The 24,203-nt window shown below is 71.6% G+C and carries 24 protein-coding genes and 1 pseudogene; 10 read left to right on the top strand and 15 right to left on the bottom strand.

Going from position 1 to position 24,203, the window contains the following annotated elements:
- The first annotated feature begins 30 nt into the window (after positions 1-30).
- The gene (locus IE317_RS05010; protein ID WP_191306858.1) at positions 31-1,047 is read left to right on the top strand and encodes a hypothetical protein; all 1,017 of its coding nucleotides are present in this window, start codon (positions 31-33) and stop codon (positions 1,045-1,047) included.
- Here IE317_RS05010 and IE317_RS05005 read toward each other — a convergent pair whose 3' ends face one another.
- The 3 genes from IE317_RS05005 to pdxH form a co-directional block, all read right to left on the bottom strand.
- Complete coding sequence (locus tag IE317_RS05005; RefSeq protein WP_373308963.1) at positions 1,048-1,560, bottom strand: DUF3558 family protein; 513 nt, start codon at positions 1,558-1,560, stop codon at positions 1,048-1,050.
- Between the two features lie 52 nt (positions 1,561-1,612).
- Positions 1,613-2,878, bottom strand: a complete 1,266-nt coding sequence (locus tag IE317_RS05000; protein ID WP_373308975.1) for an MFS transporter — start codon at positions 2,876-2,878, stop codon at positions 1,613-1,615.
- A gap of 227 nt (positions 2,879-3,105) precedes the next feature.
- Positions 3,106-3,783 carry a pyridoxamine 5'-phosphate oxidase gene (gene pdxH, locus IE317_RS04995; protein WP_191306855.1) on the bottom strand — a complete coding sequence of 226 codons (678 nt, stop codon included), beginning with the start codon at positions 3,781-3,783 and terminating at the stop codon, positions 3,106-3,108.
- Positions 3,784-4,013: 230 nt separating this feature from the next.
- Here pdxH and IE317_RS04990 point away from each other — a divergent pair, with 230 nt between their 5' ends.
- Positions 4,014-5,681, top strand: coding sequence for a purine-cytosine permease family protein (locus IE317_RS04990; RefSeq protein ID WP_191306854.1), 1,668 nt, complete (start codon positions 4,014-4,016; stop codon positions 5,679-5,681).
- A gap of 45 nt (positions 5,682-5,726) precedes the next feature.
- Here the strand turns inward: IE317_RS04990 and IE317_RS04985 are convergent, their stop codons facing one another.
- Positions 5,727-6,437, bottom strand: a complete 711-nt coding sequence (locus IE317_RS04985) for a TetR/AcrR family transcriptional regulator (RefSeq protein ID WP_191306853.1) — start codon at positions 6,435-6,437, stop codon at positions 5,727-5,729.
- A gap of 106 nt (positions 6,438-6,543) precedes the next feature.
- Between IE317_RS04985 and IE317_RS04980 the strand changes: the two genes are divergently transcribed.
- Complete coding sequence (locus tag IE317_RS04980) at positions 6,544-7,644, top strand: lipase family protein (RefSeq protein ID WP_191306852.1); 1,101 nt, start codon at positions 6,544-6,546, stop codon at positions 7,642-7,644.
- Positions 7,645-7,686: 42 nt separating this feature from the next.
- Here the strand turns inward: IE317_RS04980 and IE317_RS04975 are convergent, their stop codons facing one another.
- Genes IE317_RS04975 through IE317_RS04950 form a run of 6 tightly spaced genes read right to left on the bottom strand, consistent with a single transcriptional unit; the run spans position 7,687 to position 12,063 of the window.
- Positions 7,687-8,382, bottom strand: a complete 696-nt coding sequence (locus IE317_RS04975) for an urease accessory protein UreD (RefSeq protein ID WP_191306851.1) — start codon at positions 8,380-8,382, stop codon at positions 7,687-7,689.
- A complete protein-coding gene (gene ureG, locus IE317_RS04970) occupies positions 8,379-9,068 on the bottom strand; it encodes an urease accessory protein UreG (RefSeq protein WP_191306850.1) in 690 nt (229 codons plus the stop codon). The genes IE317_RS04975 and ureG overlap by 4 nt, the downstream gene beginning before the upstream one ends.
- Positions 9,058-9,729 (bottom strand): urease accessory protein UreF, encoded by a 672-nt coding sequence (locus tag IE317_RS04965; RefSeq protein ID WP_191306849.1) that lies wholly within the window; start codon positions 9,727-9,729, stop codon positions 9,058-9,060. The genes ureG and IE317_RS04965 overlap by 11 nt, the downstream gene beginning before the upstream one ends.
- Complete coding sequence (locus IE317_RS04960) at positions 9,729-11,444, bottom strand: urease subunit alpha (protein ID WP_191306848.1); 1,716 nt, start codon at positions 11,442-11,444, stop codon at positions 9,729-9,731. Before IE317_RS04960 ends, IE317_RS04965 begins: the two co-directional genes overlap by 1 nt.
- Positions 11,444-11,749 (bottom strand): urease subunit beta, encoded by a 306-nt coding sequence (locus IE317_RS04955; RefSeq protein WP_191306847.1) that lies wholly within the window; start codon positions 11,747-11,749, stop codon positions 11,444-11,446. Before IE317_RS04955 ends, IE317_RS04960 begins: the two co-directional genes overlap by 1 nt.
- 11 nt (positions 11,750-11,760) lie before the next feature.
- The gene (locus tag IE317_RS04950) at positions 11,761-12,063 is read right to left on the bottom strand and encodes an urease subunit gamma (protein ID WP_191306846.1); all 303 of its coding nucleotides are present in this window, start codon (positions 12,061-12,063) and stop codon (positions 11,761-11,763) included.
- A gap of 288 nt (positions 12,064-12,351) precedes the next feature.
- On the opposite strand from IE317_RS04950, the gene IE317_RS04945 reads away from it, so the two are divergent.
- Entirely contained in the window at positions 12,352-13,500 is a 1,149-nt protein-coding gene (locus IE317_RS04945; RefSeq protein WP_191306845.1) for a citrate synthase 2, read from the top strand.
- Positions 13,501-13,565: 65 nt separating this feature from the next.
- Here IE317_RS04945 and IE317_RS04940 read toward each other — a convergent pair whose 3' ends face one another.
- Positions 13,566-14,153 (bottom strand): TetR/AcrR family transcriptional regulator, encoded by a 588-nt coding sequence (locus IE317_RS04940; protein WP_191307284.1) that lies wholly within the window; start codon positions 14,151-14,153, stop codon positions 13,566-13,568.
- A 62-nt stretch (positions 14,154-14,215) separates the two neighbouring features.
- Positions 14,216-15,439: pseudogene (locus IE317_RS04935) on the bottom strand (SDR family oxidoreductase); the annotation flags it as partial.
- A gap of 214 nt (positions 15,440-15,653) precedes the next feature.
- Here IE317_RS04935 and IE317_RS04930 point away from each other — a divergent pair.
- The 5 genes from IE317_RS04930 (at position 15,654) to IE317_RS04910 (ending at position 20,596) form a co-directional block, all read left to right on the top strand.
- Entirely contained in the window at positions 15,654-16,493 is an 840-nt protein-coding gene (locus IE317_RS04930; protein ID WP_191306844.1) for an ABC transporter ATP-binding protein, read from the top strand.
- Positions 16,490-17,299, top strand: coding sequence for an ABC transporter permease (locus tag IE317_RS04925; protein ID WP_191306843.1), 810 nt, complete (start codon positions 16,490-16,492; stop codon positions 17,297-17,299). The genes IE317_RS04930 and IE317_RS04925 overlap by 4 nt, the downstream gene beginning before the upstream one ends.
- On the top strand, positions 17,296-18,456 hold the full coding sequence (locus tag IE317_RS04920; protein WP_191307279.1) for a sensor histidine kinase: 1,161 nt from the start codon (positions 17,296-17,298) through the stop codon (positions 18,454-18,456). Before IE317_RS04925 ends, IE317_RS04920 begins: the two co-directional genes overlap by 4 nt.
- Complete coding sequence (locus tag IE317_RS04915) at positions 18,453-19,073, top strand: response regulator (RefSeq protein WP_191306842.1); 621 nt, start codon at positions 18,453-18,455, stop codon at positions 19,071-19,073. Before IE317_RS04920 ends, IE317_RS04915 begins: the two co-directional genes overlap by 4 nt.
- A gap of 182 nt (positions 19,074-19,255) precedes the next feature.
- Positions 19,256-20,596, top strand: a complete 1,341-nt coding sequence (locus tag IE317_RS04910; protein WP_191306841.1) for a serine hydrolase domain-containing protein — start codon at positions 19,256-19,258, stop codon at positions 20,594-20,596.
- Between the two features lie 47 nt (positions 20,597-20,643).
- Here the strand turns inward: IE317_RS04910 and IE317_RS04905 are convergent, their stop codons facing one another.
- Together IE317_RS04905 and IE317_RS04900 are read right to left on the bottom strand one after the other, a co-directional pair.
- Positions 20,644-20,961: a hypothetical protein gene (locus IE317_RS04905; protein ID WP_229902480.1), complete on the bottom strand. Its 318-nt coding sequence runs from the start codon at positions 20,959-20,961 to the stop codon at positions 20,644-20,646.
- Complete coding sequence (locus IE317_RS04900; protein ID WP_229902479.1) at positions 20,958-21,716, bottom strand: hypothetical protein; 759 nt, start codon at positions 21,714-21,716, stop codon at positions 20,958-20,960. The genes IE317_RS04905 and IE317_RS04900 overlap by 4 nt, the downstream gene beginning before the upstream one ends.
- 68 nt (positions 21,717-21,784) lie before the next feature.
- Here IE317_RS04900 and serC point away from each other — a divergent pair, with 68 nt between their 5' ends.
- A complete protein-coding gene (gene serC / locus IE317_RS04895) occupies positions 21,785-22,909 on the top strand; it encodes a phosphoserine transaminase (RefSeq protein ID WP_191306840.1) in 1,125 nt (374 codons plus the stop codon).
- Here serC and IE317_RS04890 read toward each other — a convergent pair.
- Entirely contained in the window at positions 22,902-24,137 is a 1,236-nt protein-coding gene (locus tag IE317_RS04890) for a glycosyltransferase 87 family protein (protein WP_229902478.1), read from the bottom strand. The genes serC and IE317_RS04890 overlap by 8 nt on opposite strands.
- Between the last annotated feature and the right edge of the window lie 66 nt (positions 24,138-24,203).

Genomic DNA, 24,203 nt, shown 5'->3' with positions numbered 1-24,203 from the left:
CTGAACCTCCGGACGAACTGGGAGGATCAGATGGTGGCGAGGATCCGCATGCGTGCGGCCGTGCTCGGGGTAGTGGCTGCGCTGACGACGGCGTGCGGGAGCGACCCGGCGCCGCACCCGGCCGCGGCCGCGACACCGGAACCGGCACCGCTCGACCTCTCCGGCGTCGTGCTGCTGCAGCACCGCGGCGAGACCGGCCTCGACGAAATCGCGTTCGCCGACCCGGCCACCGGCGCGGTCAAGACCGCTCTCCCGCTACCCGGCCGCGACACGTCGCTGCACCGCTTCAGCACGCCGACGTCGAAACTCGACGTCGTCTCGCCGGACGGCCAGTACGCCACGCTCGAGACCGGCGAAGGCGTCGAAGTGTTCCGGCTCAACACCGCCGACCGGCGTTACGAGCGCACCGGCGTCGTCGCCGCCCCGGAGCGGACGATGAGCGAAAAGGCGACGCAGTTCCGGAATCCGAGGTTCGGCCCCGCCGGGTCGAAGCTGTTCTTCGACGACGGCGAGGCGGTGTACTCCGTCGACCACCGGCAGCCGGGAGCGCCGGCGAAGGAAGCGGCCATCGTGCCGAACGGCCACGCCGACCAGCACGTCCGGGACTGGTGGCTCGGCCCGGACGACGAGGTGTTGACCTGGCGGGACACCCGGCACGCGGGCGACGGCCTGGCCTACCTGACCGACCGGTCCGGCGTGATCGCCTACGCCGTCTACGAAGAACCGGGCGCCACCTACAACTTCGTCGCCGCGCTCGACGCGACGACGGTGCTGTTGTCCGCCGTTACCGGGACCGACGAGCACGGCGTGCTGCTGCGCGTGCACCTCGACGGCGACACGCCGCAGGCGACCAAGCTCGTCGGGCCGTCCGAGCCGCGGATCGCCAAGGCGGTCGCCGCGCCGGACCGGACGACGGTGCTCTACCAGACCGCGCAGGGCGAGTGGTTCTCCTCGCCGGTCACGCCGGGTGCCGTCGCGCGGCCCGCGTTCCCGCAGCTGCCGCCCGCCGGGACGCTGTCGGAGCGGCAGCTCGTCGGCTGGGCGTGATCAGCCGGCCGCGAGGGCCTGCTTGACCAGCGGGGCGAGCTGCTCCGGCGTCATCCTCGCCGGGCCGGTGTAGTTGACCAGCACCGGCGTGCCCGCCACCAGCTCGCCCGCGACGAGGGTCGCCGCCTTCTGGCCCTCGACGTAGTAGACGGCGCCGTCCGGGAAGCCCGGGACGTCCTGCGCGCCCGGCTTCGCCTTCTTGATCGCCGCGACCATCTCGGCGGGCTTGCCCTGCTTGCCCTCGTAGCGGGTCACCGCGAGCTTGCCCGCGGCTTTGCCGTCGTGCTGGTACTCGCAGTTGCGCGCCTTGCCGCCGTTGGCCGCGTTGTCTTGGACCGGGCCCGGCACCGCCTGGAGGTTGTCGAGGAACAGCGCCTTCGAGACGGCCTCCGCGGGCAGCAGCTTGCACGGGTCGAGCGACGCGGCGGCGGCGTTCGTGCTCGGCGCCGGCTTCGGGGCCGCGGACGACGAAGGGGCCTTCGACGGCTCGTCCCCGGAAGAGCAGGCAGTCAACGCAGCGAAAGCGACAAAAGCGACAACTAGGGTACGCATATCCGCACCCTACCTAGGTCGTGGGCGCCCGGTATCGCCAGAAGGCCGGGAGCAGGAACATCGACGCGCAGACGAGCACGATGACCAGCAGGCCACCGCCGGTCGCGGCGGCCGTGGTGCCGAAGGCGGCGGCACCCCAGCCGTGGGTGAGGTCGGCGATCCGCGGACCGCCGGCGACCACGACCGTGAAGACGCCCTGGAGCCGGCCGCGCATCTCGTCGGTGGTCGCGACCTGCAGGATCGCCATCCGGTAGACGGCGCTGACCATGTCCGCGGCCCCGGCCAGCGCCATGAAGACGACGGCGAGCCAGAGCGAGTGCGCGAGCCCGAAGCCGGCCACCGCCGCGCCCCACGCGCAGATCGACACGACCACGGCGACACCTTGGCGGTGGATGCGCGTCAGCCATCCGGAGAAGAGCCCGATCAGCATCGCGCCCAGCGGCAGGGCGGCGTAGAGCCAGCCGAGGGCGGGGCCGCCGCCGGGCGGGTCGCCGAAGGTGCGTTCGGCCATCTCGGGGATCAGCGCGCGCGGCATGCCGAAGACCATCGCGATGATGTCGGCGACGAAGGAGGCCAGGAGGATCTTCTGCTTGGCGAGGTACCTGAAGCCGTCGACGACGTCGCCGAGGCCCGCGCGGCGCGACGGCCCGTTGAGCGGCGGGATCGACGGCAGCCGCCAGACCGCGAAGAGCGTGATCGTGAGGGCGACGACGTCGATCAGGTAGAGCGTCGAGAGGCCGAGGACGGGGATCAGCGCGCCGGCCAGCAGCGGGCCGAAGACGGCGCCGAAGGTCGACATGGTGCTGTTGAGCGCGTTCGCCGAGGGCAGCAGCTCGGCGGGCACGAGCCGGGCGACGACCGCGCCGCGGGTGGGCATGTTGATGGCGAAGAAGGCCTGGTTGACGGCCAGCAGGCCGAGGACGAGCCAGACGGAGCCGAAGTTCGCGAAGGCCTGCAGCCAGAGGAGGGCGGAGGTGATCGCGACGCCGACGTTGGTGACGAACAGCAGCTTCCGCCGATCGACGGCATCGGCGACGGCGCCGCCCCAGAGCCCGAAGATCAGCAGCGGGACGAGGGCGACGAGCCCGGTGAGGCCCACGTAGGCGGAGGACCCGGTGAGGTCGAAGACCTGCTTGGGCACGGCGACGGCGGTGAGCTGAGTGCCGACGGCGGTGACCACAGTGGACAGCCAGAGCCGCCGGAAGGCCGGAATCTTGAGCGGCCGGGTGTCGACGATGATGCGGCCGAGGAGCTTGCGGATGCCCGAGCGGGGCGGCAGGGTCCCCGGTTCACCAGTCACGACACATCAGCTTAGCGGGGCTAACTATCTGGAGTCGCGTGATTTAGGTCGCCGGGGCAAGCCCCGGAGTCCCCAGACATCCCCCGCCGCTCCCAGGGGGGCGTCCCCAGGTCCAGTCTATCGGCGACCACCGGCAAAAACCCCGAAAGGCCGCCCCACCGCGGAGGCTGTCCACACCCCTACCGACATGTGGAAAGCCGGCACGATCAAGGCGCGACGCGCTCGATGTGCCACCCGTCGTCGTTCCGCACGTACCGAAGCCGGTCGTGCATCCGGTCTTCCCGACCCTGCCAGAACTCCACCAGGTCCGGCCGGATCCGCCAGCCGCCCCAGTGCGGGGGTGCCGGGATGTGCTCGACGTCGGCGAAGCGGCGCTCGATCCCGTGCAGTGCGTTGTCCAATGCCCGGCGGCCGTCGACCACGCGGGACTGCGGCGAAGCCCACGCCCCCAGCTGCGATCCACGCGGCCGCTGGGCCCAGTACTCCGCCGTCTCCTTGACGCCGACCTTCTCGACCTCGCCGCGGACGTGGACCTGGCGGTGCAGCGCGTACCAGGGGAACGTCACCGACGCGTACCGGGTGGCCGTCAGGTCGTGGCTCTTCGACGACGTGTAGTTCGTGTAGAACACCACGCCGCGGTCGTCGAGGCCCTTGCACAGGACCGTGCGGGACGAGGGGCGGCCTTCGGCGTCCGCCGTCGCGAGCACCATCGCGTTCGGCTCCGCGATGCCCGCCGCGACCGCCTGGTTCAGCCAGCCCTGCAGCTGATCGGTCCAGGTGGCGGCGAGCGCGGATTCGTCGAACGCGGCGCCGTCGTAGGCCACGCGCATTCCGGGAAGCCGTACCACGGCGTCTTCCACCTGGTCCTCGATCTCCGGCATCATCGCCAAACCTCCACGCCCGGTCGGGGCATCAGTCGACTTCGGCTCTAGGCACGTTAGGGCCTCGCGACCGGCAGCGGAACCCACCTAACGGTGACAACCGACACCCCTTTCCCGCCACCCGGCCGTAACCGCTGGACAACAAGCCGTAACCCCCGCGTTACCCGCCGGACCAGGATCGATACAGGACGCACCTACCTTCGGCCCGTTCCCCACCACCCCCGGAGGCAGGCATGACCGAGACCCTGTCCAGTGCCGAAAAGAGTGCCCCGCCGAAACGCCGCTACGCCCCGCTCGCGGCGAACGAGAACCGCGAAGACTACTCGCTGCGCTTCGCCGCTCATTCGTTCCGGAAATGGTCCCCGTTCGTGGTCGCGACGACGGCGCTGGGCGGCATCGCCTACCTCGCCGACTTCGCGATCGGCGCCAGCATCGTCCTCTCCTACGGCTTCACCTCCGGCGTCCTGGCGATCCTCGCCGCGGCCGTCGTCATCTTCGTGACCGGCGTGCCCATCGCAGCCGCCTGCGCGAAGTCCGGAGTGGACATGGACCTGCTGACCCGCGGAGCCGGCTTCGGCTACTTCGGGTCGACGCTGACGTCGCTCGTCTACGCGAGCTTCACCGTCATCTTCTTCTCGCTCGAAGGCTCGATCATGGGCCAGGCCTTCGAGCTCGCCCTCGGCATCCCGCTGCCCGTCGGCTACCTGCTCGCGACGCTCATCGTGCTGCCCTTCGCCCTCTACGGCATGGGCGCGGTGGCGAAGATGCAGACCTGGACGCAGCCGCTGTGGATCGCCGGCCTGGTGCTGCCGTTCGTCGTCGTGCTGGTGCGGGAGCCCGGCAAGTTCGCCGAGTTCACCCACTTCGGGGGTACCGAGGGCGCCGGCGCCGGGTTCTCCGCCATCGGGTTCGGCTTCGGCATGGGGGTCGCGCTGTCGCTAATCGGGCAGATTGGCGAGCAGGCCGACTACCTGCGGTTCATGCCCGAAAAGACCGCGGAGAACAAGCGGTCGTGGTGGGCCGCGGTGCTCGCGGCCGGCCCGGGCTGGGTGATCCTCGGCGCCGCGAAGCAGATCGGCGGCGCGCTGCTGGCTTTCCTCGCGCTCGGCGTCGTCGGGAAGGCGCACGCGCTGGAGCCGATCGCGCCCTACCTCGAAGCGGTGAAGCCCGCCCTCGGGCCGGTGGCGCTGACGTTCGCCGCGCTGTTCGTCGTCGTCTCGCAGATCAAGATCAACACGACGAACGCCTACTCCGGCTCGCTGTCGTTCGCGAACTTCTTCTCCCGCGTGCTGCACAAGCACCCGGGACGGGTCTGGTACGTGCTGGTCAACTGCGGGATCGCGCTCGCGCTGATGGAGTTCGGCGCGTTCGGCTTCCTGAACAAGATCCTCGGCTTCTACTCGAACGTCGCCATCGCGTGGATCGGCGCCGTCTGCGCCGACCTGGTGATCGCCAAGCCGCTGGGCCTGTCCCCGCGGTACATCGAGTTCAAGCGGGCCTACCTGCACAAGATCAACCCGGTCGGGTTCGGCTCGATGCTCGTCGCGTCGGCGGTGTCGATCGTGGCCTACTTCGGCGCGTTCGGGCCGTTCCTCGCGGCCTTCAGCCCGCTGCTCGCGCTGGTCATCGCGATCGCGGGAGTCCCCACCCTCGCCGTCGCGACGAAGGGGAAGTACTACCTGGCGCGGGAGAACACCGTCGCCGGCCCGGACGCGGATCTGCGCGCGACGCACACCTGCTCGGCCTGCGGCGACCCGTACGAACTGCCGGACGTCGCCGACTGCGCGAAGCAGGACGGCCCGATCTGCTCGCTGTGCTGCACGCTCGACAACACCTGCCACGACGTGTGCCAGACGACCGGCCCGGTCGCGCTCGGCCTGCCGACGGTCCGGACGCCGTAGAGTCGTGAGGACCCTTTCCCGGCGTCCGCAGCCGGGAAAGGGCCCTCACGCGAGCCGGCCTCCCCCCGGTTCCCCCTCCCGGCTCGACTGTTCCACGCCGGAGGGCGCGCCGGGGTTGCCCGGGATTTCCATGATTTTTCCGGGCCGCATGATGGCGGCCAGCATCAGCGCGCGCAGCTCCGCGCCGACGTCCTGCACGGGCAGCGGCGGCTCGTGCGCCTGCCACTCCCGCAGCAGCCCGGTGGCCGCGCCGACCAGGGCGATCGCCGTCAGCCGGTAGTCGCGGTCGGGCGCCGCACCGTGCTCGGCGGCGCGCCGCGCTTCGGTCTCGATGAACGTCGCCCAGCGGTCGACCCACACCTGGTGCTGCTCCTCCAGCTCCGCGCTGACGCCGACGGCTTCGACGTAGTTGAGCCGCGGGAGCCGGGGGTCCACGGTGACCGTGTCGATGAAGACGTCGAGCAGCGTGGCGATGCGGGTGACGGCGTCGGCTTCGGCGACCTTGTCGAGCGCGGCGGTGACGTGCTGCAGCGCGAGGCTGTTGATCCGGTCGTGGAGGGTGCGCAGCACGTCCTCCTTGCCGGTGAACTCCTCGTAGAAGTTCCGCGTCGAGACGCCGGCGCGGGCGCACACCTCGGTGATCTTCGTCTGCCGGAAGCCGGTGCTCGTGAACAGCTCGAGACCGGCCGTGAGCAGCCGCTCGCGCCGGTCCGCGCGACGTTGTTCGGGTGCGACGCCGCCGTACGTGCGAGCCAACGGTTGTCTCCTCCTTCTGAGGGATTGCCGGATCCTACCGGTCTGGCTAAATTGTGAAAACCTCGATTACCACTCCGCTTCGAGTACCCCCAAACCGGAGGCAACGATGCTTCGTCGGTTACTGGTCGCCGTCGCGCTCCTTTTCGTGACAGCCGCCCCCGCGGCGCACGCGGACCCGGGCGTCCTCTTGGAACAGCGGCCGACGACGGTGTTCGTCGGCCCGTTCCCGGCGCCCGTCAAAGCCTGGCACCTCCTGTACCGCTCGACGTCGGCGACCGGCGAACCGAACGCCGTCTCCGGCACGCTGCTGGTGCCGCCGACACCGTGGGTGCGCGGCGGTCCGCGCCCCCTGATCACGTACGCGGTCGGGACGCACGGCCTCGGCGACCAGTGCGCGCCTTCGAACCTCCTGGCGCACGGCATCGAGAACGAAAGCGCGTTGCTCGCGCAGGCGCTGACGCAGGGCTGGGCCGTCGTCGTCACCGACTACGAAGGACTCGGCACACCGGGCACGCACACGTACGCGGTCGGGCAGTCCGAAGGCCGGGCGGTGCTCGATGCGGCGCGGGCCGCTTCCCGGGTGACCGGCGCGGGGCTGTCCCCGTCCGGGCCGGTGGGCGTGTTCGGCTACTCGCAGGGCGGCCAGGCCGCGGCGTGGGCGGCCGAGTTGCAAGCGACGTACGCGCCTTCGCTGAACGTGGTGGGGGTGGCGGCCGGCGGCGTCCCGGCGGACCTGAACGCGGTGTTCGCGTCCAACGACGGCGGCGTGGCGTTCGGCTTGGTCCTGGGCGCGGCAACGGGCTTCGCGGCGGCGTACCCGGACGTGCCGTTCGCGTCGATCCTGAACGACCGCGGCCGCGAAGCGGTGGCCCGGGTGTCGAAGGCGTGCACGGTGGAGCTGGGCGCGGCGGCGCCGTTCGCGCACCTGCAGGACTTCGTGACGGTGCCGGACCCGATCCACGACCCGCGCTGGCAGGCCCGCCTGACGGAGAACCACCTGGGCACGACGGCCCCGAAGCCGCCGGTGTACCTGTACCACGGGACGTTGGACGAGCTGATCCCGTTCAGCGTCGGAACGGCGTTGCGCGACCGCTGGCAGGCCCTGGGCGCGAAGGTGACGTGGCAGGAGTTCCCGCTGCTGGAGCACATCGGCGGGGTCTCGATCGGCGGCCCGGTGGCAATGACCTGGCTGGGCACGAAGTTCTGAGAACTGTCGGTGGCCCCCGGTAGCGTGGAAAACGGGGGCTGCTCAGAACGGGCGGAGCGCGGTGACCGCGTCCGGGGCGAGAGAAGTGGTGAGGGTGCCGCCCGCAGCGAGGGGGCTGCGGGACCACCACTCACCGGACGCCGCCGGGAGCTCGGGGCCGCCGACCTCCAGGTCCGTGACCAGCACCCGGCGGCCCGCCAGCACGGCCAAGCTCCCGTCCAAACCCGCATCCCCCACCGGAAGCGTCTGACGCACCACTGGCGTCCCAGCCCGCACCACGTCCAGGGTGCTCACCAGAGAACCCGGCCTCTCCCCGGCCCGGCCCAGCACCAGCACCTCGCGCGTGTGCAGGTAGGCATCCGAAGCCAGCGAAGCCCGGAAGACCGCGTTGTGCCGCGCCCGAGCGGTCACCACCGTCGGCTCCGGGAGGTACTCCAGCGACCCACCCGGTTCGACGACCACCTCCACTGTGGACAATGAACCTTCACCGTGCAGGCCAGGCAGAGCCAGGGTCGCCGCCACCCCGGAGAGCCGGAGCGAAGCCCCGGGTCCGACGTGGATCGAAAGCGTGAGATCGTCCCCGCCCAGCGGCGAAGTGGCCGAGTTCACCAGGTGCACCACCGCCGTCGAACCACGGCCCCGGCGGGGGAACAGCGTCAGCGGCGCCATCGAACGCAGCTCCCGCAGCACCGTGCGCGAGCCGTCGAAGCACGCCGTCAGCCGCGCGTGGGCCTTCACAGCAGCGAGCGGACCCAGCCGGCGACCGCGGGCGCGTCCGGGGTGTCCACGAGGGACTGCGTGATCACCGGCAGCGAGCCCCGCATCCGGTGCGCGTCCGAGGTCATCACGGCCATGTCCGCGCCGACCAGGTGCGCGATGTCGATCTTGTTGATCACCAGCAGGTCCGCCGTCGTGACGCCGGGACCGCCCTTGCGCGGCACCTTGTCGCCGCCCGCGACGTCGACCACGAAGATCTGGCTGTCCGCCAGGCCGCGGCTGAACACCGCCGTCAGGTTGTCGCCGCCGCTCTCGATGATCACCAGGTCGAGGCCGGGGAACTTCTCCTCGAGCCGCTCGACCGCGTCGAGGTTCGCGGTGATGTCGTCGCGGATCGCCGTGTGCGGGCAGGCGCCCGTCTGCACCGCCTCGATCCGCTCCGGGTCCAGGACACCCGCGCGACGCAGGAAGTCCGCGTCCTCGGTCGTGTAGATGTCGTTCGTGACGACGGCGAGGTTGATCTCGTCGCCCAGCGCGCGGCACAGCGCCGCGGTCAGCGCCGTCTTGCCGGAGCCGACCGGGCCGCCGATGCCGATCCGGTAAGCGCGGCCGGCGGTGGGCGCCGCGTCGTAGTGGTCGGGTTCCGCCGCCGTCGGGTCGAAGTTGACCTCGTGGAAGTGTCCGTGGCCGTGGCCTTCAGCTGGCAAAGAGACGCACCTCTTCCTGGTGGTGCCGGGCGTGGGCCTCGGCGAACAGATCCAACGCCGGCGACCCCGGCGACGGCAGGGAAGCCGGGTCGTCGCCCGCCACGGCGGCTGCTTCCGCACAAACGGAAGCCAGGTCCAACCGCGCCACGACGGCGTTCACGGCAAAGGGGTCGAGCCCCAGCAGCCGGACCGCGGCACTCGCCGGGCCGCTCACCGACAAGTAGGCGGCCGCCATGGCGGCGTCGTGCGGTGAGCCACCCGCGACGCCGACCAGCGCGCCCAGCACGATCGAGTGGTGCGGCCGCGGAGTTTCGGCGAGCAGCGCTTCGAGCACCGGTGACGGCCACGCGATCCGCCCGGCCCGCGCGGTCCCGCGGCCTTGCGCCCGGGATGCCTCGCGCTGGGCGAGCGAAGGCGTGCGCGCGTCCAGCTCACTGTCCAAAAGCGACCAATTTCCCCCGTCGACAGCCGCGTGCGCGGAAGCAGCAGCGAAAACCGCCGCGAGAAATCCCGCCGTCCGCAACCGTCCGGAAAGGAACCCCGGGAGGTCGCGCACGGAATCCACCAGTTTCCGCGAGACGACTTCCTCTAGCCCGCCGCTGTGGACGTGACCACCGCCGGGAAACCGGGAGTCCGCGAGAATCAGCGCCGAAAGGTCCATCAGAAGAGGAAGTACCTTTGCGCCATTGGCAGTTCCGTCACCGGCTGCGGCTCGATCAGCTCGCCGTCGACGTGCACCGCGAAGCTGTCCGGCTCGACGCGCACGTCCGGTGTCGCGTCGTTGAGCACCATGTCCGCTTTGGTCCGCGCCCGCATGTCCGACACGGCGACCAGCGGCCGCGTGATCCCGAACTGCTCGCGCAACGCACTGTCCAATGCGGACGGCGCGACGAAGTGCAGACTCAACGCGGCCCCGATGGCCGCGCCGAACATCGGCCGCGCCATGACCGGCTGGGGCGTCGGGATGGACGCGTTCGCGTCGCCCATCGCCGCCCACGCCGGGAAGCCGCCCTTGAGCACCACGTGCGGGCGAACGCCGAAGAATTTCGGCTCCCACAACACCAGGTCGGCGAGCTTGCCGACCTCGACCGAGCCGATTTCGGTCTCCATGCCGTGCGCGATGGCCGGGTTGATCGTGTATTTGGCGACATAGCGACGCGCGCGCAGGTTGTCGGCCGCTCCGTCGCCGGGCAGGGCGCCGCGGCGGCGTTTCATCACGTGCGCGGTCTGCCAGGTTCGGATGATCACCTCGCCGATCCGGCCCATCGCCTGCGAGTCCGAGCTCATCATCGAGATCGCGCCCATGTCGTGCAGGACGTCCTCGGCGGCGATCGTCGTCGGCCGGATGCGACTCTCGGCGAAGGCCAGGTCCTCGGGCACCGACGGGTTGAGGTGGTGGCAGACCACCAGCATGTCGAGGTGTTCGTCGAGGGTGTTGGCCGTGTGCGGGCGGGTCGGGTTGGTCGACGACGGCAGCACGTTCGGCAGCGAGACGACCTGGATGATGTCCGGCGCGTGCCCGCCGCCGGCCCCTTCGGTGTGGTAGGCGTTGATCGAGCGGCCACCGATGGCGTCCACAGTGGATTCGAGGAATCCGGCTTCGTTCAGCGTGTCCGTGTGGATGGCCACCTGGACACCGGCTTCGTCGGCGACGGTCAGGCACGCGTCGATGGCGGCCGGCGTGGTGCCCCAGTCCTCGTGCAGCTTGAACCCGCCCGCACCGGCCGCCAGCTGTTCGCGCAGCGCCTCGTGCCGGACGGTGTTGCCCTTGCCCAGCAACAGGACGTTGACCGGGTAACCGTCCATGGCGGACAGCATCCGGCCGAGGTTCCACGCGCCGGGCGTGACGGTGGTGGCCTTCGTGCCCTCGTTCGGCCCGGTGCCGCCACCGACCAAAGTGGTCAGCCCGGCGGCCAGTGCCGTGTCGACGAGCTGCGGGCAGATGAAGTGGACGTGGCAGTCGATGCCGCCCGCGGTGAGGATCTTGCCGTTGCCGGACAGCACTTCGGTCGACGGCCCGATGACCAGGGCCGGGTCGACGCCGTCCATCGTGTCCGGGTTGCCCGCCTTGCCGATGCCGACGATCCGGCCGTCGCGGACCCCGACGTCGGCCTTGACGACACCCCAGTGGTCGAGGATCACCGCGCCGGTGATGATCAGGTCGGGCGCGCCCTCGGCGCGGGTCGCCGTGCCCTGGCCCATGGACTCGCGGATGACCTTGCCGCCGCCGAAGAGCACCTCGTCGCCGGAGCCGCCGGGGCCCATCGAGCGGTCTTCGGTGACCTCGATCAGCAGGTCGGTGTCGGCGAGCCGGATGCGGTCGCCGGTGGTCGGGCCGAACAGCTCGGCGTAGCGCTCACGATCGATCTGCGGCATCAAAAGTCCCCCGCGAATTCGGACCGCAGGCCCGGGACGCGCCGCGCGCCGGCCAGGGGAACGAGATCGACTTCCCGTTCGACGCCGGGTTCGAAGCGCACCGACGTCCCCGCCGGGACGTCGAGCCGGTGACCGCGGGCGGCCTCGCGGTCGAACTCGAGGCCGGGGTTCACGGCCGCGAAGTGGTAGTGCGAGCCGACCTGCACCGGCCGGTCGCCGAGGTTCCGCACCAGCAGCCGGACGCGCGCGCGGCCCGGGTTCAGCTCCACCGGCTCCTCGCCGGGAACGATCTCACCAGGGCGCATCCAGCCACTCCTCACACGATCGGGTCATGCACGGTGACGAGCTTGGTGCCGTCCGGGAAGGTGGCCTCGACCTGCACGGAGTCGACCATCTCGGGCACGCCGTCGAGCACCTGCGCCCGGGACAGCACGGTCCGGCCGCTGGCCACCAGCTCGCTGACCGTGCGGCCGTCGCGGGCGCCTTCGAGGACGTGGTCGGTGATCAGCGCGACCGCCTCGGGGTAGTTGAGCTTGACGCCGCGGTCCAGCCGCTTCCGCGCGACGTCGGCCGCCACGTGGATGAGCAGCTTGTCGCGCTCCTGCGGGCTGAGGTGCATGCGCTAGGTCTATCACCCGAAACGCGGGGGCGCCGGGTTCGGAAACACAGGATTTACCTGGGCTTCGTCACACTGCGTGGTGAAAATTCTCCTGACCGGAGGGCTCGGTGACTGAATCGTTCTCGTAATCGTGACCGAAACCACCGCATCTTTCGATTGCCAGTGGCCGGTCAAGAGAGCAAGGTCTATCCATCCGTGCGATGTGGCGCGCATTCAGTGCGCTTCCTCCAACCGCGCGACCAGCAGCAACCAGCCGGGGAAAAGCGCACCGAAAGGTTCCGCGAAACAGTGACTACCTCCACGATCAGCAAGCCACAGCCGTCCGGCCAACCCGACGACGGCTTCCGACCGGGCCTGGAGGGCGTCGTCGCCTTCCACACCGAAATCGCCGAACCCGACCGGGACGGCGGTGCCCTGCGCTACCGCGGCGTCGACATCGAGGACCTCGCCGGCAAGGTGACCTTCGGCGACGTCTGGGGCCTCCTCGTGGACGGCCGGTTCGGTCACGGCCTCCCGCCCGCCGAGCCGTTCCCGCTGCCGGTGCACACCGGTGACGTCCGGGTGGACGTCCAGGCCGCGCTGGCCATGCTCGCCCCGATCTGGGGGTACCGCCCGCTGCTCGACATCACCGACGAAGAGGCCCGCGAGCAGCTGGCCCGCGCCTCGGTGATGGCGCTGTCCTACGTCGCCCAGTCGGCGCGCGGCATCGGCCAGCCCGCCGTCCCGCAGGCCCGCGTCGACGAGGCCCACTCGATCACCGAGCGGTTCCTGATCCGCTGGCGCGGCGAGCCGGACCCGGCGCACGTCAAGGCCCTGGACGCCTACTGGGTGTCGGCCGCCGAGCACGGCCTCAACGCCTCGACCTTCACCGCCCGCGTCATCGCCTCCACCGGCGCCGACGTGGCGGCGGCCATGTCCGGCGCCATCGGCGCGATGTCGGGCCCGCTGCACGGTGGCGCCCCGGCGCGCGTGCTGCCGATGATCGAAGAGGTCGAGCGCACCGGTGACCCCGAGGGCCTGGTCAAGGGCATCCTCGACCGCAAGGAACGCCTGATGGGCTTCGGCCACCGCGTCTACCGGGCCGAGGACCCGCGGGCGCGGGTGCTGCGGCGGACCTGCCAGGAGCTCGGCGCGACCCGCTACGAGGCGGCCGCCGCGCTGGAGCAGGCCGCGCTGAAGGAGCTGCGCGAGCGGCGCCCGGATCACCCGATCGAGACCAACGTCGAGTTCTGGGCCGCGGTCATCCTGGACTTCGCGCAGGTCCCGCCGCACATGATGCCCGCGATGTTCAGCTCGGCCCGCACCGCCGGCTGGGCCGCGCACATCCTCGAGCAGAAGCGCACCGGACGCCTGGTGCGGCCGTCGGCCAAGTACGTCGGCCCGGCGCCGCGCAGCCCCGAGGACGTCGAGGGCTGGGAGCTCGTCACCAAGCACTGACGCTACGCCCGAAGGGGCACTTTCACGTGAAAGTGCCCCCGGGGGTCACGACCAGGCGGGCACTTTCACGGGAAAGTGCCCGCCTTGTCGTGGGCGGCGGTGGTGCCGAGCATGGCCGTGAGCTGGTCGACCAGCCAGGTGTCCAGGGCCTCCCGCGGCACCGTGCGCTCCTGCAGCCAGCTCAGCAACGCGCCTTCGACGACGGCCGTCCAGCAACGCAGCGTAAGCGAGACCAGCGGTGACGGCTCTGACACGCCGAGGGCGTCCAGGATCAGGGCCACCGCGCGGTTGCGGACCTCGTCGATCGCCGCGTCGGTCTCGGACGTCGCGATCACCGAGCCGCTGCGCAGCAGGGCGATGTACCCCGCCCGGTAGTGGTCGGCGACGTCGATCAGGCCGCGGACGGCGGCGCGCAGCCGCACTTCCGGCGGCCCCTCCTCGAGCCCGGCCAGGCCGTCGATCAGCCCGTCGGTGACCGTCCGCAGCGCCTCGACCTGCAGTTCACGCAGGCTGGAGAAGTACCGGTAGAACAGCGGCCGCGACACCTCGGCGCGCGCGACGATGTCGTCCACGGTGACCAGCTCGGGCGCCCGCGAGCCGAACAGGTCGAGCGCGGCGCGGATCAGGTCGTCGCGGCGGGCCTGCGGTGACATCCGCCGCGGCCGGCTCACGGCGTGAGGCCCTTTTCCGCGGCACGCAGGATTTCCCGCAGCACGGCCGCCGACGCGACGTTGACGACCTGGCCGCCTTCGGCGCGCTCGGCGAGCATCGGCGCGAACGCGCCCTCGCCGTGGCGGCCCGCGTCGTCGACGACGATGTCCGGGACGCCGTGTTCGGCGCGCACCCGTTCGGCGAAGCGGCGCACGGCCTCGCCGTCCGAAGAGTCCACTGTGTACTCGGCGACGCCGTGGTCTTCCAGCAGCTTCAGCGTCTCCGCGGCGCCGGAGGTGTCGGCGACGATGACGTCGGCGCCCTGCTCGGCGAAGGCGAGCGCGGTCGCCCGGCCGATCCCGCTGCTCGCCCCGGTGACCACGACGAGCCGGTGCTCGAACGGCCCGGCGTCGACCCGGGCGCGGCGCAGCGCGCGGCTTTCCACCCCGGTTTCGGCGTACTCGATCAGCTCGGCGGCCGCGGCCGCCACCACCTGCGGCTTCGCCCGCGTCACCCAGTGCGTCCCGACGATCCGGCGGATCCGCAGGTCGGAGACCCAGCGGGTGACCTCGGTCTGCAGCGGCGTCGTGACGTAGGCGTCGCCGGTCGGGGCCAGCACCTGCACCGGGACGTCGGCGGGGCGCGGGGCGGGCCGCGAAAGGCGGGTGAACATGTTGGCGCGGTAGAGCTGGAGGCCGTGCAGGCCGTCGGACTTCTCCGGCGGCGCCGCGTCGGGTTCCATGCGCTGGATCTGCTTGCCCAGCAAACCCGTGCGCCACAACAGATCCGGGATGACCGGGACCTGGAACGCCAGGATGTACCACGAGTGCAGGAACTGGTTCAGCGCGTTCTTGAGCCGCTTCGGCGTCGGGCGGCGCAGCTGGGCGCGGAACCACGCGCCGGCGTGGTCGAGGCTCGGGCCGGACAGCGACGTGTAGGAGGCGACCCGCCCGCGCAGGCCCTCGCCGGTGATGGCGTGCCAGGTCTGGATCGAGCCCCAGTCGTGGGCGACCAGGTGCACCTTGCCGGCCGGCTGCACCGCCTCGACGACGGCCCGCAGGTCGTCGGCCAGCTGGTCCAGCCGGTAGGACGCGCGTCCCGACGGCTTGTCCGACCGTCCCGCCCCGCGGACGTCGTAGGTGACGACGCGGTGTTTCGCGGTCAGCCCGGCGGCTACCCCCGCCCACATCGAGCTGTTGTCCGGGTAGCCGTGCACGAGCACGACCGTGGGCCCGTCGCTCCGGCCGTCGATGGTCACGGAGAGGCGGACACCGTCGCTGGCGGTCACCCACTTGTGAGACATTCTGTCATGTTAGACAAGATGTCAACAGTGCGTTCACCCGCGCGGCGGTTCCGCGGGCCCGGATCTTCGGATTTTGCTTGTATGACAGCGTTTTCGTGGTTCCACGGGAAACCAAGCCCCGCTGTCCACCGATCGGTGGACAGCCGGATTCCACTGGCCGTTGGTCGGATTCGCCGCCGTGACCGGCCAGGCTCGAGGCATGACCACAGCAGTCAGCGTGCGCGGCCTGCGCAAGCAGTACCCCGGTCACCTCGCGGTGGCCGGGCTCGATCTGGAGATCGCCCAGGGCGAGGTCTTCGCCCTGCTCGGCCCCAACGGCGCCGGGAAGACCACGACGGTCGAGATCCTCGAAGGGCACCGGCGGCGGACGGCCGGCGAGGTCACCGTGCTCGGCGAGGACCCCGGCACGGCCGGACGCGCCTGGCGGGCCCGGCTCGGCATTGTCCTGCAGACGGCGACCGACGCCGCCGAGCTGAGTGTCGCCGAAACCGTCCGGCACTTCGCGAAGTACTACCCGGCCCCGCGCGACCCCGACGAGGTGATCGACAAGGTCGGGCTCACCGAGAAGGCCGGGGCGCGGGTCAAGGCGCTCTCCGGCGGGCAGCGGCGGCGCGTCGACGTCGCCCTCGGCATCATCGGCCGGCCCCAGCTGCTCTTCCTCGACGAGCCGACCACCGGCTTCGACCCCGAGGCGCGGCGGCAGTTCTGGACGCTGATCAGCGACCTGGCCGCCGAGGGCACCACCATCCTGCTGACCACGCACTACCTCGACGAAGCCGAAGCGCTCGCCGACCGGGTTGCGGTCATCGCGCGCGGGGAGATCGTCGCCCAGGACACACCGCAGAACCTGGGCGGGCGGGCCGCGGCCGAGGCCACCGTGCGGTGGGTCGACGAACGCGGCGAGCACGTCGAGCGCACCGCGTACCCGACCAAGCTCGTCACCGAGCTCTCGGCTGGGGGTCGGGAGCTCGCCGGGCTGACGGTGACCCGGCCGAGCCTGGAGGACATCTACCTGGATCTGATCGGAGGCAAGGCATGACCACCCTGACTTTGCCCGGCCCATTGTCGCTCGGCTTGGCCCGCGGCGGCACGGAACTCCGGCAGTTCTTCCGGCACAAGGAACAGGTGGTCTTCACCTTCTCCCTGCCCGCCGTGCTGATGGTCCTGCTCGGGTCCATCCTGGACGGTCCCACGGCGCTCGGCGGCGTCACCTCCGGGCAGCTGCTGGCGGCCGGGATGATCGGTTCCGGCATCGTCTCGACGTCGTTCAACAGCATCGCGACCGGCGTCTCGGCCGACCGGGAAACCGGGGCCCTCAAGCGCCTGCGCGGCACGCCGATGCCGCCGGCGTCGTACTTCATCGGCAAGATGGTGCTGGTCGCGGTGTCGAGCCTGGCCCAGACGGTGCTGATGGCCGCGGTCGCCGTGCTGCTGTTCGGGCTGCGAATGCCGTCCGATCCGGCGAAGTGGCTGACGCTGCTGTGGGTGTTCGCGCTCGGCATCGTCTCGTGCACGCTGCTCGGGATCGCGATCAGCTCGCTCGCGAAGTCCACCAACGGCGCGGTCGCCATCGTGCAGATGCTGTACCTGGTGCTGCAGTTCATCTCCGGCGTGTTCGTCTCGCCGATCACGAACTTGCCGAAAGTTATGGTGGACATCGCGTCGTTCTTCCCGCTGAAGTGGATCTGCCAGGGGTTCCGGTCGGTCTTCCTGCCGGACGGCGCCGTGAGGATGGAGATGGCCGGGACATGGGAACTGCCGCGGGTGGCGCTGGTGCTGGGGATCTGGTGCGTGGCGGGGGCGGTGCTGGCGCGGCTGACCTTCCGGTGGGCCGACACGAGGTGAAGGACGCCTGGGACCGGTTCAACTGGCTCTGGGAAATCCTCTTCGCGGTGGCGTACCTGGCCACCACCACGCTGGTGCTCCTCGACGGCGCCGACCCGGTGTGGACGGCCGTCGCGGCCGGGGCGCTCACCGCGTTGGCGCTGAGCTACCTGCTGTGGGGCCGACGGCTGGTCCGGGACGACGACTCGTCGATCCGGCAGCGGTGGGTGTTCGCCCTTTTGGTGCTGGCGCTGGTCGGGATCGCCATGTGGGCCGAGGGCACGTCCGGCTTCATCCTCTTCATGGCGTGCCCGCTGCTGTTCTCGACGCTCGAATTCCGGCCGGCGGCGGTCCTCACCACGGTGGCCATCCTGCTCAACCCCGCGGCGGCCGTCGTGAACGACGGGTTCACCGGGCCGACACTGCACATCATGCTGCCGATGACGGCGATCCTGGTCGTCTTCGGCGTGCTGTGCGGCAAGTTCATCGGGCACGTCATCGAGGAGAGCCGGGGGCGCGCGGACCTGATCGCGAAACTCGAGGCGAGCCAGGCGGAAGTCGCCCGGCTCTCCCGGGAGGCGGGCACCGCGGCCGAGCGCGAGCGGCTGGCGCGGGAAATCCACGACACGCTCGCGCAGGGCTTCACCAGCATCGTCACCCTCGCACAGGCCATCGAGTCCGAATTGGACACCGACCCGGCGGCGGCGCGGCGGCACGCGGAGCTGGCCGCCCGCACCGCGCGCGAGAACCTGACGGAGGCCCGCGCGATGGTCGCCGCGCTGGCCCCGGCCGACCTCGCCGCCGGTTCGCTCGTGGACGCCGTCCGGCGGCAGGCCGACCGGCTGGCCGACGAGACGGGCGTACCGGTCGAGTACGAAGTGGACGGTCCCTTGCCCGCCCTCGGCACGGCGAGCGAAGTGGTCCTGCTGCGGGGCGCGCAGGAAGCGCTGAACAACGTCCGGCGGCACGCGGCCGCGTCGGCGGTGTCGGTGCGGTTGTCCGCTGTGGACGGTGCAGTCCGGCTGTCGGTGCGTGACAACGGTGCCGGCTTCGACCCCGACCACGCCACGGGGTTCGGGTTGCGCGGGATGCGGTCCCGGGCCGAGCAGGTCGGTGGCAGACTGAGCGTCCGGAGTGGCCCTCGCGGCACCGAACTCACCCTGGAGGTGCCGGCTTGATCCGCGTCATGCTCGTCGACGACCACCCGGTCGTCCGCGAAGGCCTCCGCGGCATGCTCGAAGCGGAACCGGACCTGACGGTCGTCGGCGAAGCGGGTTCCGGCGACGAAGCCGTCGCGCTCGACCGGGTCGCCGCGCCCGACGTCGTGCTGATGGACCTGCGGATGCCCGGCCTCGACGGCGTCGGCGCGACCCGGCGCATCCTGCGCGAACAGCCCGGGCGCCGGATCGTCGTGCTGACGACGTACGAGACGGACGCGGACATCCTGCGCGCGGTGGAGGCGGGCGCGTCGGGTTATCTGCTGAAGGACGCCTCACGCACGGAGCTGGCGAACGCGATCCGCGCGGCGGCCCGCGGGGAGACGGTGCTGGCGCCGTCGGTGGCCGGGAAGCTGGTCAACCGCGTCCGCAACCCGGAACCGCAGCCGCTGTCGGCCCGCGAGGTGGAGGTCCTCCGGCTGGTCGCGAAGGGCGGGACCAACGCGGACATCGGCCGCGCCCTCCACATCAGCGAAGCCACGGTGAAGACCCACCTGCTGCGGGTGTTCGGCAAGCTCGGCGTCTCGGACCGCACGGCCGCGGTCACGACGGCGATGGCCAGGAACCTCCTGAGCTGAACCAGGCATCACGCGTGTCCCCAGGGGCATCACGCGTGATTCCACGGGCATCGCGGTGATGCCCCGCCAGTCACGCATGATGCCCAGCCAATCACGGGTGATGCCCCTCCAGACACGCGTGATGCCTCGTTTCGCACGGGCCGGGACCTGCTTCGGGAGACCGCGCGCGGCAGAATGCCCCCATGCTTGCCTCGACCGAACTCGCCCTGCTCCGCCGGATCGCCCACGAGCAGGCGGCCTGCCGAGCTCCGTCGCTGGTCGCCGCCGTGGTGCGGGACGGGGAGATCGTCTGGTCCGGTGGCCGGGGACGCGTCGGCGGCGAAACCCCGACCACCGACACGCAGTACCGGCTGGGCTCGATCACCAAGACCCTCGTCGCCACCGCCGTCATGCGGCTGCGCGACGAAGGCCTGCTCGACCTCAACGACCCGCTCGAAAAGCACGTCCCGGGCACGCCGTTCGGCGCCGCCACCGTCGCCCAGCTGCTGTCCCACACCTCCGGCTTGACGTCCGAGTCGCCCGGCCTGTGGTGGGAGCGGACGCCGGGCGCCGACTGGGACGCGCTGGTCGGCAGCCTCGCCGAGGGAGCGACCAAGCACCGGCCGGGCGCGCGGTTCCACTACTCCAACGTCGGCTACGGCGTCCTCGGCGAACTCCTCGCCCGCCACCGCGGCAAGGGCTGGCTCTCGGTCCTCGACGAGGAGGTCCTCGGCCCGCTCGGGATGACGCGCACGACCCCGCACCCGGTCGGCGCGCACGCCGAGGGCTTCGCCGTGCACCCCTTCGCCGACGTCCTGCTGCCGGAACCGAGCCCGGACGCCGGCGCGATGGCCCCCGCCGGGCAGCTGTGGTCGACGGCGCAGGACCTCGGCCGCTGGACGGCGTTCCTCGGCGGCGAGACCGGCGGCGTGCTCGCGCCGGAGACCGTCGCCGAGATGCGGACCATGATCACCGTCGACGACACCGACGTCTGGACGACCGGGTTCGGGCTCGGCCTGATGCTCGTGCGCCACCAGGGCCGCCGGTTCGCCGGCCACACCGGCTCGATGCCCGGCTTCCTCGCCGTGACGCTGGTCGACCCGGCCGCGCAGACCGGCGCGCTGGTGCTCGCGAACTCGACGTCCGGCGTCGGCATCACCCAGCTCTGCCTCGACCTCATCACCATGACCGACGAGCTGGAGCCGCGGCTGCCGGAAGAGTGGCTGCCGTCCCCGGCCGACCCCGAGCTGCTCGCGCTGACCGGGCTCTGGCACTGGGGCCCGACGCCGTACCACCTGCGCATCCAGGGCGACGGGCTGCTGCTGCTCGCGCCGGTGGAGGGCGCCGGGCGCAGCTCGCGCTTCCGCGCCACCGGCAAGGACACCTACGTCGGTCTCGACGCCTACTACGCCGGCGAGACGCTCGAAGTGGGCCGGAACGCCGACGGCGTCGCCACCCACCTCGACCTGGCGACGTTCGTCTTCACCCGCACGCCGTACGACCCGGCCGCGCCGGTGCCCGGCGGCGTCGAAGACTGGCGCTGAGGGGAGAACGGGCCCCGCTCGCACCCCCAGGGTGGCGAGCGGGACCCTCAGTTCAGTGCGGCGGTGCCCGCCGAGTACGCGACGGCGGCGGCGAACCGGTTGGCGATGCGCTTGCCCTCGCCCCAGTCCCAGACGCCGAGCTTGAGCACGGTCATGATCGTGAGCGTCGAGCCGCCCTCGGACGGCGACACCGTCACGTTGACGTGCTGGCCCCAGCTCAGGATCGACATCCCGGTGCGGCAGGTCGCGAAGCCCCGCGGCCCGTCGTAGACCGGCTGCTGCCCGCCGATCGCCGCGACGCCGGCCGGAAGCGCGTTCCACAGCACTTCGGGCGGCACCGGGAAACTCTGCTGCACAGTTGTCACGGCGAGGACGCTACCGGCGGCCGGGGCGGGCGGGTAACCGTGTTTTTACCCCCACCGCGGCGGGCTCCGATGAGTCCGACGGCGTAGCTGTCGCCGTCCGGAAGGCCCACGACCAGTTCCTCCGACGGCCACCCGGCGAGCCAGAGCCGGCGCCGGTCGCGCAGCTCGGCGGCGACGTCGGCCGGCGCCGCGGGCAGGTGGAAGCGGATGCGCACGTCCCCGGGCAGCACCGCCCAGCCGTCGACCGGCTCGCCCGCCCGCACGTCGAACGCCGCGGCCGCGACCGGCGTCCAGCGGCCGCTCGCCAGGCACCGCGCCGGGCCGGCCAGTTCGTACCGCCACAGAGCGAGCACCACCACCACGACCAGGCTCGGCACCGGCAGGACCCAGGGCAGCCAGCCCCCGGTCACGACGACGGCCGCGAGCTCGGCCGCGAAGAGGACGACCACGGCCGCCCACAGTGCCGCGGTGGCGAACGCGAACTTGCGCAGCAGGACCGCTCGCCGCCCCGACGGCCGCTTCGGCAGCGGCTCCGACGGCCACTCCGGCGGCGGCTCGGTCGCGCGAGGGGCCGTCGAGCCGGGGCGCGCCTCGCCGGTCGCCCACCGGGGCAGCCGCGGGACGAAGACGAGCACCAGCGTCGCCGCGAACCCGACCGGCAGGCCGATCGCGGCGGTGTCCGTCCAGCCTTCGACCGCGAGGTGCGCCGCGGCCAGCACGGCGAACCAGGCGAAAAAGTACCAACGAGGCTTCATCGATTCCACATGTCGGACACCGCCCCACCTCTGTTACCTGCCGCATCCCGACCTGAGAGACTGGCCACATGACCGACGCTGAGTTGACCATCCCCGCCGACCTCAAGCCGGCCGACGGCCGCTTCGGCTGCGGCCCGTCGAAGGTCCGCGCCGAGCAGCTGAGTGCGCTGGCGGAGTCCGGCTCCACCTACCTCGGCACGTCGCACCGGCAGAAGCCGGTCAAGTCCCTCGTCGGGCGCGTGCGGGCGGGCCTGTCCGAGCTGTTCTCCCTGCCCGAGGGCTACGAGGTGATCCTCGGCAACGGCGGCACCACGGCGTTCTGGGACGCGGCCGCCTTCGGCCTGGTCCGCGAGCGCGCGCAGCACTTCACCTACGGCGAGTTCTCCTCGAAGTTCGCCACCGTGACGAAGGGTGCGCCGTTCCTGGCCGACCCGATCGTCGTCAAGGCCGAGCCGGGCAGCGCGCCGGACATCGCCTACGAAGCCGGCGCCGACCTGGTCGGCTGGGCGCACAACGAGACGTCCACCGGCGTGGCTGTGCCGGTCCGCCGCCCGGAGGGCAGCGAAGGCGCCCTGGTCGCGATCGACGCCACCTCCGGCGCCGGCGGCCTGCCGGTCAAGGCCGAGGACTTCGACGTCTACTACTTCGCGCCGCAGAAGTCGTTCGCCGCCGACGGCGGGCTCTGGATCGCGCTGGCCTCCCCGGCCGCGGTCGAGCGGATCGGCGAGATCGGCGGGAGCGACCGCTGGATCCCCGAGTTCCTGTCGCTGACCACCGCGCTGGACAACTCCCGCAAGGACCAGACGTACAACACCCCGGCCGTGGCCACGCTGTTCCTGCTCGCCGAGCAGATCGAGTGGATGAACGGCCAGGGCGGCCTCGCCTGGACGACTTCGCGCACGAAGGACTCGTCGTCGCGGCTGTACGAGTGGGCCGAGAAGACCAGCTACACGACGCCGTTCGTGAAGGACCCGGACCTGCGCTCGCAGGTCGTCGGCACGGTCGACTTCAGCGACGACGTCGACGCCGCCGCGGTCGCGAAGGTGCTGCGCGCCAACGGGATCGTCGACACCGAGCCGTACCGCAAGCTGGGCCGCAACCAGCTGCGCGTCGGCCTGTTCCCGGCGATCGACCCGGACGACGTCACCAAGCTGACGCAGGCCATCGAGTACGTGGTCGAGCGGCTCAGCTGACCTGAGGCTCCTTGGAGGGGACCGCCACCGCTTCCGCGGTGGGGGTCCCCTTCTTCGTGATCAGGCGGCGGGCGCCGAACGCGGCGAGGACCAGCAGCGCGAGGCCGAACAGCTCGTAGGACTCCGTCGCCAGCCACCAGCCCGCCGAGGGCGCCGGGCGCGGGGCGAACCACATCGGGCTGACGATGAACAGCGTCAGGCCGGCCACCACGACCGCGGCCGCCACCCACCGGATCGCCCGGTCGAAGCGCCACGCGTACCACCCGGCGAGGACGAGGACCGGCACGCACCACGTCCAGTGGTGGGTCCACGAGATCGGCGACACGAGCAGCCCGCCGAGCGCACAGGCGGTGAGCCCGAGCACCGGCTCGGCGGCGCGCACGATGATCACCGCGACCACGGCCATCACGGCCAGCGCGGCCAGCACCCAGACGAACTCCGGCAGGCCGGCGCGCACGGTCAGGCCGTGCAGCGACTGGTTGCCGACGTAGTCGACGCCGCCGATGCGGCCCGCGTCGAAGACCAGCTTCGTCCAGTACGTGAAGGACGCCGACGGCCGGATCAGCCAGAGCAGCGCGCCGGCCACCACGAAGCCGCCGGCCACCCGCGCGGCGGACCGGAAATCGCGGCGGACCAGGAAGTAGACGACGAAGACGGCCGGGGTCAGCTTGATCGCCGCGGCCACGCCGATCAGCAGGCCCTTCGTCCGCTTCCGCTCGCCGGGCAGCAGGACGTCGAGCACCACCAGCACCATCAGCAGCGCGTTGATCTGGCCGAAGCCCAGTGTCGAGCGCACCGGCTCGAGCAGGGCGCCCGCGAGCTGCGCGCCGATGGCGACCAGCGCGGCCACCGTCCGGCCGCGGACCTTCGAGGCGTCGGTCAGCGAGCCGTTGAGCGTCGCGACGTAGAGGTACGCGACGACGCCGGTGGCGAGGATCGACGCGATGCTGACCAGCTTCATCGTCACCGCGAACGGCAGCAGCGTGCCGGGCAGGAACACGGCCGCGGCGAACGGCGTGTAGGTGAACGGCAACAGGATCCGGTGCGTGGTCGGCACCCAGGCGTCGTACGGCGAGCCCTGTTCGGCCAGGGCTTTCGCGCCGCCCAGGTAGACCTCGAGGTCGAGGCCGTCGAAGCGTTTCAGCACGAGCACCAGGACGACGGCGGCGACCTCGAGGACGACCAGCGCTCCCGCGAGCTTCCGCCCGGACCACCCCGCCAGCGCCACGCGTCCCCCTCAACCAGGTCTTCGACCGGCCGAGATTACCCGGCGCGGCCCCAGCACCCGCCGCTG

Source organism: Amycolatopsis bullii, assembly GCF_014654205.1.
Lineage (GTDB): Bacteria > Actinomycetota > Actinomycetes > Mycobacteriales > Pseudonocardiaceae > Amycolatopsis > Amycolatopsis plumensis.
This window is presented reverse-complemented; position numbering and strand designations above follow the sequence as displayed.

Coding starts and splice junctions, on each gene's coding strand:
- IE317_RS05010 (WP_191306858.1), top strand. CDS start 31: ATGGTGGCGAGGATCCGCATGCGTGCGGCCGTGCTCGGGGTAGTGGCT.
- pdxH (WP_191306855.1), bottom strand. CDS start 3,783: ATGATGCCGGAGATCGAGGACCAGGTGGAAGACGCCGTGGTACGGCTT.
- IE317_RS04990 (WP_191306854.1), top strand. CDS start 4,014: ATGACCGAGACCCTGTCCAGTGCCGAAAAGAGTGCCCCGCCGAAACGC.
- IE317_RS04980 (WP_191306852.1), top strand. CDS start 6,544: ATGCTTCGTCGGTTACTGGTCGCCGTCGCGCTCCTTTTCGTGACAGCC.
- IE317_RS04965 (WP_191306849.1), bottom strand. CDS start 9,729: ATGGACCTTTCGGCGCTGATTCTCGCGGACTCCCGGTTTCCCGGCGGT.
- IE317_RS04960 (WP_191306848.1), bottom strand. CDS start 11,444: ATGCCGCAGATCGATCGTGAGCGCTACGCCGAGCTGTTCGGCCCGACC.
- IE317_RS04955 (WP_191306847.1), bottom strand. CDS start 11,749: ATGCGCCCTGGTGAGATCGTTCCCGGCGAGGAGCCGGTGGAGCTGAAC.
- IE317_RS04950 (WP_191306846.1), bottom strand. CDS start 12,063: ATGCACCTCAGCCCGCAGGAGCGCGACAAGCTGCTCATCCACGTGGCG.
- IE317_RS04940 (WP_191307284.1), bottom strand. CDS start 14,153: ATGTCACCGCAGGCCCGCCGCGACGACCTGATCCGCGCCGCGCTCGAC.
- IE317_RS04930 (WP_191306844.1), top strand. CDS start 15,654: ATGACCACAGCAGTCAGCGTGCGCGGCCTGCGCAAGCAGTACCCCGGT.
- IE317_RS04925 (WP_191306843.1), top strand. CDS start 16,490: ATGACCACCCTGACTTTGCCCGGCCCATTGTCGCTCGGCTTGGCCCGC.
- IE317_RS04910 (WP_191306841.1), top strand. CDS start 19,256: ATGCTTGCCTCGACCGAACTCGCCCTGCTCCGCCGGATCGCCCACGAG.
- IE317_RS04900 (WP_229902479.1), bottom strand. CDS start 21,716: ATGAAGCCTCGTTGGTACTTTTTCGCCTGGTTCGCCGTGCTGGCCGCG.
- serC (WP_191306840.1), top strand. CDS start 21,785: ATGACCGACGCTGAGTTGACCATCCCCGCCGACCTCAAGCCGGCCGAC.